Here is a 16751-nt window from a genome sequence, read left to right on the forward strand (position 1 = left end):
ACGGGCTCACGAGGTATCCGCTTCCGCTCGGCTTGATGACATTGCCAGGGCGCGCCGCCGCCCGCCCGCGGCTCGTGAGGGCCACCAGTTCGCACGCCCGACAAGCGCGGCGACGGCGGGCACGGTGATGGTGCGAACCACGAACGTGTCCAACAGGATTCCGACGCCGATCACGAAACCGCCCTGGATGACGATCCCGATGCTGGAAAACAGCAGGCCGGCCATCGACGCGGCGAAAATCAGTCCGGCCGCGGTAATGACGCCGCCCGTCGACCCCAATGTTCGGATCACGCCGTAGCGGACGCTGTGCGGCGACTCGTCGCGCAATCGGGACACGAACAGCATGTTGTAGTCGGCGCCCACCGCGATCAGCACCACGAACGCCAAAGGTGGCACGCTCCAATGTAGTTCCTGTCCGAGGAGTAGCTGGAACGTGAGCACCCCGATACCGAGCGCCGCGAAGTACGACACCACCACGGACCCCACCAGGTACAGCGGCGCGATGATCGCACGCAGCAGCACCATCAACGTCAGCAGCACGACGATCAGGGTCGCGGCGATGATGAACCGGATGTCCTGCTGGTAGTAGTCACGGGTGTCGCGCAGCGCTGCCGGGAAGCCGCCCATCGAGATCGTCGCGTCGGCCAGCGCGGTGTTCGGTTGCGCGCCGCGGGCGATGTCGTGGATCTGGTTCACCTGGTCCATGGCCTCGGCGCTGAACGGGTTGAGCTTGGTCTGGACCAGGTACCGCACTGAACGGCCGTCTGGCGAAATATAGGCTGCGGCTGCCTTTTTGAAGTCCGGCAAGTTCAGCACTTCCGGCGGGATGTTGAAGCCGGCCTGTGAGGGATCCGAGGCGTTGCTGCGCATCGTCAGCAGGAAGGTCGACGCCTCGTTCAGCCCGGCGGCGATCACCTTGACCTGTTTGACGAGTTCGTCCACCCCGCCCGCCACTTCCCGGCTTCCCGTGGCGAGGCGGTTCGCACCGCGCTGCAGGTCGATCAGACCGCGCTGCACTCCGCCGGGTTGGTCCAGCCCCATCGTGTTGACCGCCCTCGCGACGCTGGCCATCGCGGTGTTGAGTTTGGTCACCGCCTCGTTGAGGGTTTGGCGGTCCTCGACACCTTCGAGTTCCTGCGCAAGACTGTTGATTTCGTCGAGGCTCCCGTCGTCACGCGCGGCGACCAACCGCTGGAACTGCATGCGGGTGTCGACGCAGGACGGGTTGGCGTCGCACACCGCATTGCCCTGCAGCGCGGTCAGTACCGGGCCGATCCATGCGAACAGGTCCTTGACCGCGCGGAAGTTCACGCCCATCGAGTTGCCCAGCGCGTTGACACTCGCGACGAGCTTGGCCGCGGTCTCGACGTCACGCACCAACTTGTCGCCGCCGTACTCGGTGCGCACCGAGGACAACGTGTCGACGAGGTCCAGGATGCTGGGCGCGATCGCTTCGATCTGCCCGCGCACGTCGGCGAGGCTGTCGGCGAGCGTGTCGGCCCCGTCACTGAGCTTGTTCAGATCCCCGGTGTGTTGGCTTATCTGCACGGACCCGTCCGCCAGTCGGTCCCCCACGATGCCCGCCTGGAAGGTCGCCCGGAACTCCATCGGCACCTCGCCGACTGGGCGGGTGATACCGCTGACCAGGCCGACGTCCTCCATTTGCGCGACGCGCGACGCCATCTGTTCGAGATCGGCGAGGGCCCGCGGCGTCCGCAGGTCGTGCGGCGACTGGATCAGGATGTACTCGGGGATGGATTGATTGATCGGGAAGTGGCTTTCCAGCGCGGCGTACCCGACCGAACTCGGCGCCGACGCCGGCAGCACCTTGCGGTCGTCGTAGTTGTAGTCGGCGAACACGGCGATGCCGGCCAGCAGTGCCAGCGCGAGCAGGCTGGCGATTAGATGCGGCACGGGCCTGCGCACGATGCGGATACCGGAACGCCGCCAGAACCGCGCGGTCAGTTCGCGCCGCGGTTTCACCCAGCCGCGTGGCCCGGCCAGCACCAGGATCGCCGGGAGCAGAGTCACACCCGCCAGGTAGGCGATGCCGATCCCGATCGCCGACGACACACCGACGGTCCGGAAGACCCCCATCTGCGCGAAGCTCAACAGCAAAAACGTCACGCCGACCGTGGCGGCGGATGCGGTGATGACCTTGCCGATGGAGATCATTGCCGCCTTGACCGCATGGTCGCAGCCGTCGCCCGACCGCACGTAGTCGTGGTAGCGGCTGATCAAGAACACGGCGTAGTCCGTTCCGGCACCGGCCATGATCGCGCTGAGGAACACGATGGACTGGTTGGAGACGCCTGCGCCCGTCAGTTCGGAGAACCCCGCGACGACGGCTTGCGCGATCAACAGCGACGATCCGATCGTCACCAGCGGCAGCAACATCGTGACCAAATTGCGGTAAACCAGCAGCAGCACTGAAAGGACCATGACCGCGATCGCGATCTCGATGGGCAGGCGATCGTTCTCGCCGGCGACGGTGAGATCGGCGACGGTGGCCGCCGGCCCGGTCAGGTACGCCGTGGTGGAACCGCCTGCGACGTTCTGCTCGATCAGATCCGATACGCGATTGAAGGACTCGAACGCCCGCGGTGTGCCCAGCTCCCCCTCGAGGCTGACCGGCAACACCCAGGTCGTCTTGTCTTGACTGGTCAGGAATGGTCGCAGCTGGGGTGTGGCTATGAAGTCCTGCACCGACTCGACGTCGGTGACGTTGTCGCGCAACGCGTCGACGAGCTTGCGGTAGGTGGCCTCGTCAGCGGGCGTGAGCCCGTTCTCGTTGACCAGCGCCACCAGCAGCAGGTCGTCGCTGCCGGACTCACCGAACGCCTCGGCCATCCTGGCGGCAGTGACACTCGACGGCGCGTCGGCGGGCAGTATCGACAGCGGGTGCTTCTGGGCCATCTCGCCCAGGGAGGGCACCGACAGGGGCAGCGCGACGACCATCGCGACCCATACGCCGATGACCACCCACGGCCACCGCACCACCAGATCGGCTAGCCGACGCATATCGTCCTCAATTCGACCGGGCCCACCCTATGCGACGCGCCCCCACTGCCCCGTGTCGGCGACGCGTCCGCACACCGACCTCATCGTATTCATGTAGCGCGCAACGGATTTGCTGGCGACCGCATTGTCGGGATGCATGATCGCCATGGCGGTGCCTTCGCCGTAGCGGAATATGTAAACGGTCAGCTGATAGGAGAAACGGCCGTCGGGGTAGATCCCGATATTGTCCGCAAGCCCCATATCCGCGGCCGCCAGGACCGCATTCAACGGTGCGGCGCCGGCATGGAAGAAATTGGACACCGGGAAATTCGGCTGCGGCCAATTTAACGCCGGCGCTAATTCCAGAACTCGGTAATACGGCACCTTGGCCATATTCAAATTCGAGTCGAACGAGGCCTGCGCCGACCAGGCGGCCTCGGCGAACGAGGCCGCTCCGATCGGCACGGTGATCGGGACGAGCCCCGTGAACCAGCCCTGGGTCATGAAATTATCGGTTGCCACACGGGAATCTCGCGGGGTGAGGCCGTAGTAAGTGAGCGCACCGGTCAGTTCGTGCTCGACCTGGGCGAGGCAGGCGAACAGCCCGCCTACGAAGCGCGCGCCGGCCGCCGCGCACGTGGCCTCGAAGCGCTCGGTCCGCGCGGGGTTCATCAGCACTTCCGATGTCATGTCGCTGCTGGTCGCCTCGCGCGGGTTGCCGAGGGGCAGAGGGAATTCGGGAAAGCCGCCATCGTTGCTTTCGGCGAATTCGACCCATGCCGCGACTTCGGGCGAATCGAGGGTCAATTCCGATGTGCGCTCGCGCTCGCGGATACAGAATTCGTCGAAGCTTCCCGGCCCGGGCAGCTCGAGCGGCTCACCGCCCCCGCTCAGCGCCGAGTACATTCCGTTGGCTTCCAACATCGTCGTGCCGATCAATGTGGCGTCGCCGTGAATGTGGTCCATCGCCGCGAAGAACGTGAATCGGTCCTCGTGCTGGATGATTCCGAAGGTGAAACAGCCCCATTCCAACGGGCTCGGTATGCCGACGACATGATCGCGGATATCGTCGGCCGTCATCCTGCCGTGGTCGATCGGCACGAATTCGATGGCGGACGGATCCTCGAGCGCGCGGCGGATGAATTCGCCGTCATCGGTGTATTCGAACCAGCTGCGAAATGTGTCGTGCCGACGCAGATAGGAGTTGACGGCCTGATCCATGGCCGCGATATCGCATTCGCCGGCGACCTCGCAGCTCGCAATGATCTGCCGGGAGAAGTTCAATCCCGCCGCGGTCCGCTCGCAATAGTTCCGGAGGTGCTGTCGCTGCATATAGCTGACCGGTACCGAACTGACCGGCGCCCGTCGCGCCGCTTCGGCGGCCGCGGGCGTCGGATGCCAGGACGTGACGGAACCCGGTTTGAGGGACCATTCATCAAGCGCCCCAACCGTGATCTTGCCGATGCGCAAATCGACTCGTCCTCCCAGCTAGGCCGACCCGGGCCAGCATCGCTCGTGTGAGATCCCGAAAGCGGGAACCGCACGCCATCGTCGCACGTGCAATAGTGTTCGTCGACGCCGCTCTCGGGACGCTGCAACTGCAGCAGTCCTGAGTGTGAATGTCACCGTCAACGCACGGAAGGACGGTATGGGACCCGCTGAGCCGCGAACCGACCCGACGCCCCGCTTCGCCATCGTCGGATACGCGGCACGATTCCCCGGAGCACGCGACGCCGACGAGTTCTGGGACCTGCTGCGCGAAGGCCGCGACGCGATCTCCGAGGTGCCGGCTGACCGCTGGAACGCCGACGACTTCTTCGACCCCGAGCCCGGGGCGCCCGGCAAGGTGGTAACCCGCCGAGCGGGCTTCATCGACGATGTGACGGGCTTCGACGCGCCGTTCTTCGGGATGTCCACGCGCGAGGCCAGGATGATGGACCCGCAGCACCGGCTTCTGTTGGAGACGGCGTGGCGGGCGGTCGAGCACTCAGGTATCGCGCCGACGGCGCTGGCCGAGACAAACACCGGCGTGTTCATGGGACTGTCGACCCACGACTACCTCGGCATGGCCTCCGACGAGCTGACGTACTCCGAGATCGAGGCCTACATGGCGATCGGGACGTCCAACGCCGCAGCGGCGGGCCGCATCAGCTACCGGTTGGGCTTGCAGGGCCCGGCCGTGGCCGTCGACACCGCGTGCAGCTCGTCCCTGGTGGCCATTCACCAGGCGTGCCAGGCGCTGCGCCTGGGCGAATGCGACCTCGCGTTGGCGGGCGGGGTGAACGTGCTGTTGACGCCCGCGACGATGATCACGTTCTCCAACGCCCGAATGCTCGCCCCCGACGGCCGATGCAAGACCTTCGACGCGGCTGCCGACGGCTACGTGCGCGGTGAGGGCTGCGGCGTCATCGCGATCAAACGCCTCGAAGACGCGGTCCGCGACGGCGACCGGATCCGGGCCGTGATCCGCGGTAGCGCAGTCAATCAGGACGGTGCATCGGGCGGGTTGACGGTGCCGAACGGCGTTGCGCAGCAGCGGGTCATCACCGACGCACTTCAGCGCGCAGGCGTGCGACCCGGCGACGTCAGATACCTGGAGGCGCACGGCACGGGCACCTCGCTGGGCGACCCGATCGAGGCGCAGGCGGCAGGTGCGGCGTTCGGCGCCGGACGCGACGCCGGCCGTCCGCTGCTGATCGGCTCGGCGAAGACCAATATCGGTCACCTGGAAGCGGCCGCGGGCGTCGCGGGCGTCCTCAAGGTCGTGCTGGCGCTCGAACACGAATGGCTGCCCAAGCACCTCAACTTCGAGAACCCCTCGCCGCACATCCCGTGGGACCGGCTACCGGTCGAGGTGGTCACCGAGACGGTCGCGTGGAAGCGCGGCGACCGCCCGCGGATCGCCGGTGTGAGTTCGTTCGGTTTCGCGGGCACCAACGCTCACGTCATCCTCGAAGAAGCGCCCGAGGTGCCCACCGCTGCGTCGGAACCGGCGGAGACGGCGCCGCGGTTCAGCGTCCTCCCGCTGTCGGGGCGCACACCCGCCGCGCTGCGGCAGATCGCCGAACGTTACCGCGCCTGGATGACCGAACACCCCGATGCCGCGCTGAGCGACGTGTGCTTCACGGCGGGTACGGGCCGTGCCCACCTTGAGCACCGCGCCGCGCTGGTGATCAACTCGGCCCACTCGGCCACCGAACTTCTCGGTGCGCTCGCCGAGGACCGTCCGGCGCCGGGCCTGGTTCGCGGGGAATGCTACGAACCGCCGAAGACGGCCTGGCTGTTCACCGGCCAGGGCAGCCAGTACCCCGGCATGGCGCGCGAGCTCTTCGACACCGAGCCGGTGTTCGCCGAGACGGTGCGGCAGTGCGCTTCTGCCGTGGCGGATGCTCTCGAAAAACCCTTGATCGACGTCGTTTTCGATGTCGACAGCCCGCAGGCCGACGAGACGCTGCGGCAGACGTCGTACGCGCAGCCCGCCCTGTTCGCGGTGGAGATGGGACTCGCCCGGCTCTGGCAGTCGTGGGGTTTCGAGCCCGACGTCGTGCTGGGTCACAGCGTCGGTCAGTACGCGGCGGCTTGCGTCGCGGGTGTGTTCAGCCTCGAGGACGGCGCGCGACTGATCGCCGAGCGGGGGCGGCTGTTCGGCAGCCTGCCCGCGGGCGGGCGGATGGCCGCGGTGTTCGCCGGGGCCGAGGGGGTCGAGAACCTGACCGACGACTTCCCGAGCCTGTCGGTCGCGGCCTACAACGGCGCCAACACAGTGCTTTCCGGGCCCGGAGCGGATCTGGAGGCGGCAGTCGCGCGCCTGTCGGCCGACGGTGTCCGGTGTGAGTGGCTCGAGACCAGCCACGCATTCCACTCGGCGTTGCTGGATCCGGTCCTCGACGAGTTCGAGTCGTACGCGCAGCAGTTCACGTTCGATGCGCCACAACGGATCCTGATCGACAACCGCACCGGAGCTGCGCTCGGCAGGAGTGTCAAGCTCGACGGAACCTATTGGCGCCGGCACGCACGTCAACCGGTGGAGTTCGCCAAGAGCGTGCGCACGCTCGCCGAGATCAACTGCAAGATGCTGCTCGAGATCGGGCCGCGACCCGTGCTTACCGCTGCCGCGCTGGCGGCCTGGCCGGAACCCGCCACCGCGCCCAAAGTGGTCGCGTCCCTGCGGCCCGGCATTGCCGACCACCGGCAGATCTCCGAAGCTCTCGCCGACGCCTATGTGCTGGGTCATCTACCGGCGTTCGATGCCCGGCGCCGACCGGGTGTGCGGAAGGTCGATCTACCCACCTATCCGTTCGAACACCGCGAGTACTGGTTCCGCGACGATCGGCAGCCCGCCGGGCAGCGCCCCCGTAGCGACGGGCCGGCGCAAGAACACGCCGCTGAACCGGTGGCCGATCGCTACGAGATCCGTTGGGACAGGGCCGCTGCGGCGCCAACGACGGCTCGTCCCGAGTGCGAATGGATCGTCGTCGGCGATGACCCGGAGGCCGCCTGGCCGCTGACCGAAGCGCTGACGGCCCGGGGCGAGGAGTTCCGGATCGTCGGCCTTCCGGCCACCGATGCCGACGAGGCCGCGCTGACCGATGCGTTGCGCGCTGCGGGTGCCGACGCACCGACGCTCCGGATACTGCACACCGCAGCGCTGGATTCCCCGAGGGCACCGTCCATGCGGTCGTTGTTGCGCATGCAGCACCGGGTGCTGGGCGGAACGCGGCGGATCCTTCGCGCCGCGGCCGCCGCCGAACGGCGGGCGCCGGTCTGGATCGTCACCCGCGGCGCACAGCGGATCACCGACACGGACAGCGTGGTCCCCGACCAAAGCTGCCTGTGGGGTTTCGGACGAGCCGCGTCGCTGGAGCTGCCGCAGGTGTGGGGCGGCCTGGCTGACCTGGCGGAGTGCACCGCCGAGGAATGGTCTCACCTGCTCGCCCGGATCACCGCGTCCGAAGGTTCCGGCGTCAGGGACGATCAGCTCGCGCTGCGCGGGCCGGACGCCTATGTACCTCGATTGACTCGACGGGTGGAACAGCCCGCATCACTGCACGTGCGCTCTGACGCAACCTATCTGGTGACCGGCGGGCTGGGCGCAATCGGGCTGGAGATCGCTGCCCATCTCGCCGCGCACGGCGCCAAACACCTGGTGTTGACCAGCCGACGCACACCAAGCGACGCGATCGGGCAGCGCATCGACGGGCTGGCCGCACAACACGGCGCCGACGTGCGTGTCATCGCCGCTGACGTCGCCGACGCGCACGACGTGGCCCGCCTGTTGACCACCGTGGACGCCGAGCTCCCGCCGCTGGCGGGGATCGTCCACGCCGCCGGTGTAATAAGCACCACTCCGCTCGGCGGCCTCGACGATGCCGAAGTCGACCGCGTTTTCTCCGGCAAGGTCTGGGGCGCATGGCATCTGAGCGACGCCGCCGCCGACCTGGGTCTCGACTTCTTCGTCACCACCTCCTCCATCGCATCGGTGTGGGGTGGATTCGGTCAGACGGCCTACGGCGCCGCCAACGCGTTCCTCGACGGGCTCGCCTGGCGGCTGCGCGAACAAGGCGTCCCCGCTGTCAGCGTCAACTTCGGGCCGTGGTCGGCCGGTATGGCCGACGCGGAATCGCGTGCCCGTCTGGAACAGCGTGGGGTGCAGACGCTTTCCCCCGCCGAGGCGCTCAGCGGCCTGGCCGATGTCGTGTCGGCATCCTCGACACAGGGGGTCGTGGCCCGGATCGACTGGGCCCGGTTCCTGCCGCTCTACCAGCAAGCGGGTCGCCGCGGGTTCCTGGCCGAATTGGAGCGCGAGGTGCCCGCCGCGTCGACCGCTGCCGCGCCGTCGTCACAGTCGGGTCCGACCGAGCTCGTCGAGCAGCTCACTAAAGCCCCTGTGCAGCAACGTAAACGGTTGATTATCAATTACCTGCGCGACGCGGTTGGGGAGGTGACCCGCGTCGACGCCGCGGAAATCCGCGAGGACGCGGGGTTCTTCGACCTGGGCATGGACTCGCTGATGGCCGTCGAGCTCCGCCGACGCCTGGAACAGGGCCTCGGCAGAGAGATCCCCGTCACGCTGGTGATGGACCATCCCCGGTTGTCCGACGCCGCTGATTATCTGCTCGGGGAGGTACTCGAACTGAGCAAGCAGGCCCATCTGGAATCTCGGCCTGCGAAAGCCACTGCGCCACGGCGCACCGATGAGCCGATCGCGATCGTCGCCGTATCCTGCCGTTTCCCCGGCGCACCGAACCCGGAGGCGTTCTGGCAACTGCTGTCCGGCGGCGTCGACGCGATCCGGGAGGTCCCCGAAGACCGGTTCGACATCGACGAGATCTACGACCCCGACCCCGAAGCCGCGGGGAAGACGTACACACGGTTCGGTGGATTCCTCGACGACATAGACGGATTCGACCCCGAGTTCTTCGGCATCTCGCCGCGTGAGGCCGTGTGGATCGAACCGCAGCAACGTCTGATGCTCGAAACCGTGTGGGAGGGCCTCGAGAGGGCGGGCTACGCCCCCGCGAACCTCCGAGGCAGTCGAACCGGCATCTTCGCCGGGGTCGCCGCCAACGAATACGCACACCTGCTCTCGTCGGAGTCCGTCGATAAGATCGAGCCCTACTTCATCACCGGCAATGCGCTGAACGCGATCTCTGGTCGGGTCGCCTTCGTGCTCGGTCTGGAGGGACCGGCCGTGGCCGTCGACACCGCGTGCAGTTCGGCGTTGGTGGCCGTCCATCAGGCCGTCCAGGCATTGCGCTCGGGCGACTGCGATATGGCCTTGGCCGGCGGAGTGAACGTCCTGCTGAGCCCGGTCACGGTGATCGCCGCGTCCCGCGCCCGGATGCTGTCGCCGGTAGGGCGGTGCAAGACCTTCGACGCCTCCGCCGACGGCTACGTGCGCAGCGAAGGCTGCGGCATCCTGGTGCTCAAGAGGCTCAGTGACGCCGAGCGCGACGGCGACCGGATCTGCGCCGTCATCCCCAGCAGCGCGGTCAACCAGGACGGCGCCTCGAGCGGTCTGACCGTGCCCAATGGTGGTGCGCAGCAACGGCTTATCAGCATGGCGCTGTCACGCGCAAACCTGACAGGTGCCGACATCGACTACCTCGAGGCGCACGGAACCGGCACGCCACTAGGAGATCCGATCGAGGTGCAGGCGGCCGCGGCTGTCTACGGCGCCTCGCGCGATCCCCACCACCCACTCCTGATGGGCTCGGTGAAGACCAACATCGGGCACACCGAGTCGGCGTCGGGGGCCGCCGGCCTGATCAAGGTCGTGCTGTCCCTGCAGAACGAGGCGATCCCACAAAGCCTGCACTTCCAGGAGCCCAACCCGCACATCCCCTGGGATGCCCTGCCGGTTCGGGTGGCCGACGAGGCCAGACCGTGGCAGACCAACGGCAGGCCGCGCCGCGCGGGCGTGAGCTCCTTCGGTTTCACAGGCACCAACGCGCATGTGATCGTCGAAGAGGCGCCGCAGTCGGCCACCGCGGACGAGTACTCATCGGACGGTGCTCCGGCCGATCTCCGGGAGCCGCTTCAGGTGTTGCCGTTGTCGGCGCGGTCGCCTGAGGCGCTGGTGGCGTTGGCGCAGCGATACGGGGACTGGCTGAACACGAACCCCAAGGTCGACATCGCCGATGTGTGCTACACGGCTGGTGTCGGCCGGTCACATTTCGAGCAGCGAGGCGCCCTGGTGGTCGACTCGCTGCAGAGCGCCGGTGAGCTCTTGACCGACCTGGCGGATAACCGCATCCGCCCCGGCGTGGTTCGCGGTGGGTGCGCCGACGTGCCGAGCACCGCGTGGCTGTTCACCGGGCAGGGCAGCCAGTACCCCGGCATGGCGCGCGAATTGTTCGAGAGCGAGCCGGTTTTCGCCGACACCGTCAAGCGCTGTGCGGAGGCGGTCGACGAGATACTGCCGAAGCCGCTGCTCGACGTGCTGTTCGCCGCGGACCGAGAAGCCGGAACCGCCCTGCGCCACACCTCGTACGCGCAGCCCGCGCTTTTCGCGGTCGAGATGGGCTTGGCCCGCCTGTGGCAGTCGTGGGGGATCGAAGCCGACGTCGTGCTGGGACACAGCGTCGGCCAGTACGCAGCCGCGTGTGTGGCAGGGGTGTTCAGCCTCGAGGACGGCGCCCGGCTCATCGCCGAGCGCGGAAGGTTGTTCGGCAGCCTCCCCGAGGGCGGGCGGATGGCGGCGGTCTTCACCGATGCCAAACAGGTCGAGGACGTCGTCGGCGGGTACCCGCGGGTGTCGGTCGCCGCATATAACGGCCTCAACACGGTGGTGTCGGGTCCCGATGAAGACATTGAACACATCGTCGATCGATTCACCGGCGAGGGGATCCGCTGCACCGCTCTGGAAACAAGCCATGCCTTCCACTCCGAGCTCTTGGATCCCGTACTCGACGAGTTCGAGTCGTACGCAGCTCAATTCGAGTTCGCCGCGCCGACCGTCCCCCTGGTGTGCAATCGCACCGGTGCCGTGCTGACCGGCCACGCCAGTTTGGACGCCCAGTACTGGCGGCGCCATTCGCGCCAACCGGTGCAGTTCGCCGAGAGCGTGCGCACGGTGGCGGCGCTGGGATGCTCGGTGCTGATCGAAATAGGTCCGCAACCGGTGCTCACCGGCGCCGCGGTGCAGGTGTGGCCAGAGCATGTGAGTGCGCCACGCCCGATCGTCTCGCTCCGCAAGGGCGTCGGCGATCGGCGCCAGATCGCCGATGCACTGGCCGCGGCGTATGTCGGTGGCCTGCGACCGGACTTCGCGGCGTTACACCCCAAGCCGCGTCGCCGGCTGGAACTGCCGACCTATCCATTCCAGCGGCGTCGGTTCTGGCCAAGGACCTCCGGGATCCCCATCGAAGGGGCGGGCAGCGCCCCGGCCTCCGGGCTTCTCGGTAGCGCGAAGGAACTCGCGTCGGGCGACTCCGTCTTCACCAGCAGGCTGTCGGTGAGGTCACAGCCATGGTTGGCCGACCATGTCATCTACGGGACAGTCGTCGTCCCCGGGGCGACGTATGCGGCCATGGCGCTCACGGCGGTCGGTGCACCGGCGCAGGTGCGCGACGTCATCTTTTACGAACCGATCATCCTGCCCGAGAAGGCTTCTCGCGAGGTCCAGTTGACCTTGCGGCCGGAAGGAGATGATGACGAATGGCGCTTCCAGGTGCACAGCCGCCCGTTCGGGGAACGCGGCGCCGAATGGTCGTTGAACGCCGACGGAACGGTCGTGAGCGGTGTTGGTGACCATCCGGCCTCGGAGGATCCGATCGACGAGGCGATCGAGCGTTGCAACCGCATGCGCCCGCAGGATCTGTTCGAGAGCTTCGCAGACATGGAGCTGGCGTGGGGGCCGACCTGGTCCGGTTCCCTGAAATCGCTGTGGTTCGCCGAGGGTGAGGCCATCGGCGACCTGATCGTCGGCGATGAGCTGACCGATCAACTCGGCGACGAGCCGATGCACCCGGTGCTGATGGATCTATGCACCGGCGTCACATTCCCCGCGTTCCCATCGGAGCTGGCCGTCGAACAAGGCGTCAACGACCTGTTCCTGCCACTGCGGTATGGGCAGGTGACTCTGCACGAGAAGATGCCGCGCCGGTTCTACTGCCGCGCCCGGTGGCGCACAGGCGAAATCGACAGCGAGACACACGCTTTCGATCTCGACTTCATCAGCCGGGACGGGCGTCCGCTCGGCGGAATCCGGGAGTTCACCGTCAAACGCGCGCCTCGCGAGGCGCTGCTACGGGGCCTGGGCGGCGATGCCACCCGGCTGCTGTACACCCTCGGCTGGCACGAGGTGTCGCTGCCGACCACCGACGCCGCAGCCCCCGAAGGGACCTGGCTGGTCGCGGAATTCGACGAGCTGGCCGCTGCGCTGCCCGATTGCATCGCCTACGACCGGCGGACCGATGCGCAACCGCTGGGCCGACAGCTGGCCGACGCGCACGGACGCGGAGTTCCCTTCGCCGGTGCGGTATGGCGCGCAACCCCGGCGCGACCGGGAGAGTCGAACTCCGAAGCGGCCGCGCGGATCGAAGCCGACATCGCCGATCTGCTCGACGCGGTGCACACCGTTCAGCGTGGTGAAGCGAAATTGCCGAACGGTCTGTGGATCGTCACCGAACGAGCGGTGGCCACTGAATCCGGCGAACCCGTCGACCCGGCGCAGGCGGCACTGTGGGGGCTCGGGCGCACGACGATCAACGAGGAGCCGACGCTCCGTTGCACGCTCGTCGACTGTGACGGCACGCCGGAAGCGGTGCGCGCGGTGACCGGCCTCTTGGCGGCACCGGTAGGCGAACCGGAACTCGCTCTGCGTCAAGGGAAGTTACTGGCGTCCCGGCTGTTGCCCTGGGCTCGAAGCGGCCACCTCACGGTGCCGCGGTCATCGGAGTACGTCCTTGCGCCCACCGAACGCGGTGCGATCGACAATCTGCGTCTGTCCGAAACCGAGCTGTCCCCACCGGCTGAGGGCTATGTGCAGGTCCGTGTACAGGCCGCTGGACTGAATTTCCGCGACGTGCTCAACGTTCTCGGCCTGTACCCCGGTGACCCGGGGCCGATCGGTGGCGACTTCGCCGGCGTGGTCACGCACGTGGGCGACGGCGTCAGCGGCCTCGAGGTGGGCCAACACGTCTACGGCTTCATGCAAGGCGCGTTCGCGAGCCGATTCAACGTGCCGGCGCAGCTGGTCGCGCCGATACCCGACGGGCTGAGCGCCGTTTCGGCGGCGACGATTCCCGCGGCGGCGCTGACGGTTCGGCTCGCGTTCGACTGGGCGCAGCTGAAGGCCGGCGATCGCGTTCTCATCCACGCCGCCAGCGGTGGCGTCGGACTATACGCGGTCCAGATGGCGCAGCAGCACGGCGCAATCGTCTTCGCGACCGCCAGCAAGTACAAGCGTGAAACCCTGCGCAAGATGGGCGTGAGGTACATCTATGACTCGCGCACAACGGATTTCGCTGATCAGATCCTGGCGGACACTGATGGTGCAGGCGTTGACGTCGTGCTCAACAGCCTGACCAATGAGGGCTTCGTGGAAGCCACCGTACGGGCCACCGCTCAGAACGGTCGCTTCGCCGAAATCGCCAAGCGCGACATTTGGACACCCGAGCAGATGGCCGCGGCCCGACCCGATATCGCCTACGAGATCATCGCATTGGATCTCACCGCCTTGCAGACTCCTGACCACGTCAAGCGATTATTGATTGAAGTCTCGGACGGGATGGCCAACCGCGAGTGGACGCCGCTTCCCGCCGAGATCTACCCGATCACCGAGGCGAGGGCAGCGTTCCGACGTATGCAGCAGGCCCGCCACATCGGCAAGATCGTGTTGCAGATCCCGAACCCGTTGCAGCCGAAGCCCGATCGGAGCTACTTGATCACCGGTGGCCTCGGGGCGCTCGGACTGCAGACAGCGGCGTATCTGGCGCAGCTCGGGGCCGGCGACATCGTGCTGACCAGCCGTCGCGAACCCGACGCCGATACGCAGCGCGCGATCGACGGGATCGCCGAACGCTACAAGTGCCGCATCCACACCTTCGCGGCCGACGTCGGAGAGGAGGTCGAGGTCGCCGGGCTGCTCGACCGGATCCGCGCGGAGTTGCCGCCGCTGGCCGGGGTGGCGCACCTGGCGGGGGTTCTCGATGATGCCCTGCTCAGCCAGCAGGATGTCGGCCGATTCCGGACGACGCTGCGGCCCAAGGCTTTCGGCGCCTATCACCTTGACCGGTTAACGCGAGCCGACGAGCTGGACTTCTTCATCGTCGCCTCGTCGGTGTCCAGCATCTTCGGATCGCCCGGACAGGCCAACTACGCGACGGCCAATGCGCTGCTCGACGGCCTGGTCGCGCGGCGCCGTGCCGAGGGTTTGCCCGCCACCGCCGTCAACTTCGGGCCGTGGGCCGAGGGCGGTATGGCGTCATCGGAAGCCGTGCGTGCCAACCTCAACGCCCAAGGCCTGGCACCGTTGCCGCCGTCGGCCGCGCTCACCGCGCTCAGCGAGGTCGTGGCGAACGGCACCGGTCAGGCGACCGTCGTCAAGGCCAACTGGCAGCGGGCCGCGAAGCTGTTGGGTGCTGCCCGGCCGCCGATCCTGGACCTCGTGCTGCCTCGCCCCGAAGACGAAACCACCGGCGACAGCGAGCTACTGCGCCAGTTGCAGGAGATCCCGGTGCCGCAACGCGCGGCGTTCGTCACCGAGTTCCTGCAACGCGAGGTGCAGAGCTTCCTGAGGTTGGCGCAGCCGCCCGCGGCGACCAGCCGCTTCCTGGACCTCGGGACCGACTCGCTGATGGCGATTGAGCTGCGCAACCGGTTGCACAGTCAGTTCGGTGGCGCGTTCACCATCAACGCGACCGCGGTGTTCGACTATCCGACCATCGGCGGGCTGGCCGAGTACCTGGTCGGTCAGCTGCCAGATGCCGAGACTGCGGAACCGTCAGGGTCGCAACCCGAGTCGACGGAGCCGTCCGAACCTCTGTAGCCGAACGCATCTGTCGCCGATTTCTGCAGCGAGGCTGCTGCAGGCGACGTTTTGCGACCATGGCGCAGAAATCGCGAGGGTAAGAGCGGGTAAGCGGGTCAGTCGGCCCAGCGCTGCGCCTGCACCTCGGGCGGCAGCGTCGTCTGCAGCGGCGCGTCGAGCCCGTCGTAGATGCCCGGCTTCTGTTCTACGAGCCAGGCAAGCGCGCCGAGCAACCGATTGGCGGCCGTGGTGTTGCCGCCGTCGGCGCGGGTACCGCCGGGCACGTCGGCGCGCGTGGTGATGGTCAATCGTGGATCGCCGTCGATGATCACGCGGTGGTCGCCGACGCCCTCATCGGGATACGGCCAGTCCGGCGCACACGACGAGTGGATGCGGGTGATGTGATCGATGACGATGCGTTCGCGGCCGCCCGACTTGCCGATCACCTTCAACCAGAACGCGCCCTGGGTGCCTTTCTCGAACCGGCCCATCACCGTCTCGACGGGCTCCTCCAGCGGGCGTCGTTCGACCTCCTCGGCGATCTCGTCGATCTCCATTCCCAGGGTGCGGCCCACCAGCCGGATGTTGCCGCCCCACACCATCGTCGGGATCGACGGAAGCAACATCATCGGGGTCTCGTCCATCGATCCCCCGAAACCACACGACACCTTCACCGCGAACGGCTGGTTGTAGGTGGAGTAGTCGAAGATCTCCTGGCAGTGGATGCTGTTGATTCTGGTGCACAGACCGGCGGCGATCACCGCGAGCGCGTCGTTGCCCCAGCCCGGGTCGACGCCGCTGACGAGCAGCGTGCAGTTGCCTTCCTCGGCGGCGCGGGTGAGCCGGTCGACCCATTCAGATGGCGCCGAACGCGGGTCGTAGAGCGAGTACAGCGACGGCGTCACCACATGCCTGCCAGCCCGCAGGCAGCGTTCGATGTCGGCGACGGCGTCGTCCGGTCGAATGTCGCCGGAAGCCATGTAGGCGACGGCATCACAGTCGGCGAGCGCCGCGTCGACGTCGGTGGTGGCGGTGACGCCGGTCGACCCGTCGACTACGGCGAACGCGGCGGCGTCCTTGCCCGCTTTGTCCGGCGATGACGTGATGACGCCGGCCAGTTTCAGGCCCGGAAAGGCCACCGTCGAGCGGATGGCCGCCGCCCCCATATTGCCCGTCCCCCAGACCGCGATACGAAGCATCGCAACACCCTATCCGGACTGGCGTGACGATTCTCACAATGGGCACCAACGCCCGGCCAGACACCTGTCAACTGCGG

Annotated in this window: 4 protein-coding genes; 1 reads left to right on the forward strand and 3 read right to left on the reverse strand. The window is 67.4% G+C overall.

What is annotated here, in order from left to right; all coding sequences use genetic code 11:
* Nucleotides 1–6: 6 nt before the first annotated feature.
* Both AAHH99_RS15290 and AAHH99_RS15295 read right to left on the reverse strand, forming a co-directional pair.
* Nucleotides 7–3021 carry an RND family transporter gene (locus AAHH99_RS15290; protein ID WP_418769344.1) on the reverse strand — a complete coding sequence of 1005 codons (3015 nt, stop codon included), beginning with the start codon at nt 3019–3021 and terminating at the stop codon, nt 7–9.
* 27 nt (nt 3022–3048) lie between these two features.
* On the reverse strand, nt 3049–4470 hold the full coding sequence (locus tag AAHH99_RS15295; RefSeq protein ID WP_418769345.1) for a condensation domain-containing protein: 1422 nt from the start codon (nt 4468–4470) through the stop codon (nt 3049–3051).
* Between the two features lie 178 nt (nt 4471–4648).
* Here AAHH99_RS15295 and AAHH99_RS15300 point away from each other — a divergent pair, with 178 nt between their 5' ends.
* Nucleotides 4649–15493, forward strand: a complete 10845-nt coding sequence (locus AAHH99_RS15300; protein WP_418769346.1) for an SDR family NAD(P)-dependent oxidoreductase — start codon at nt 4649–4651, stop codon at nt 15491–15493.
* A 98-nt stretch (nt 15494–15591) separates the two neighbouring features.
* Here AAHH99_RS15300 and AAHH99_RS15305 read toward each other — a convergent pair whose 3' ends face one another.
* On the reverse strand, nt 15592–16674 hold the full coding sequence (locus AAHH99_RS15305) for a dihydrodipicolinate reductase (RefSeq protein WP_418769347.1): 1083 nt from the start codon (nt 16672–16674) through the stop codon (nt 15592–15594).
* Nucleotides 16675–16751: the final 77 nt, after the last annotated feature.

The organism is Mycobacterium neumannii (assembly GCF_048452905.1).
Taxonomy (GTDB): Bacteria; Actinomycetota; Actinomycetes; order Mycobacteriales; family Mycobacteriaceae; genus Mycobacterium; species Mycobacterium neumannii_B.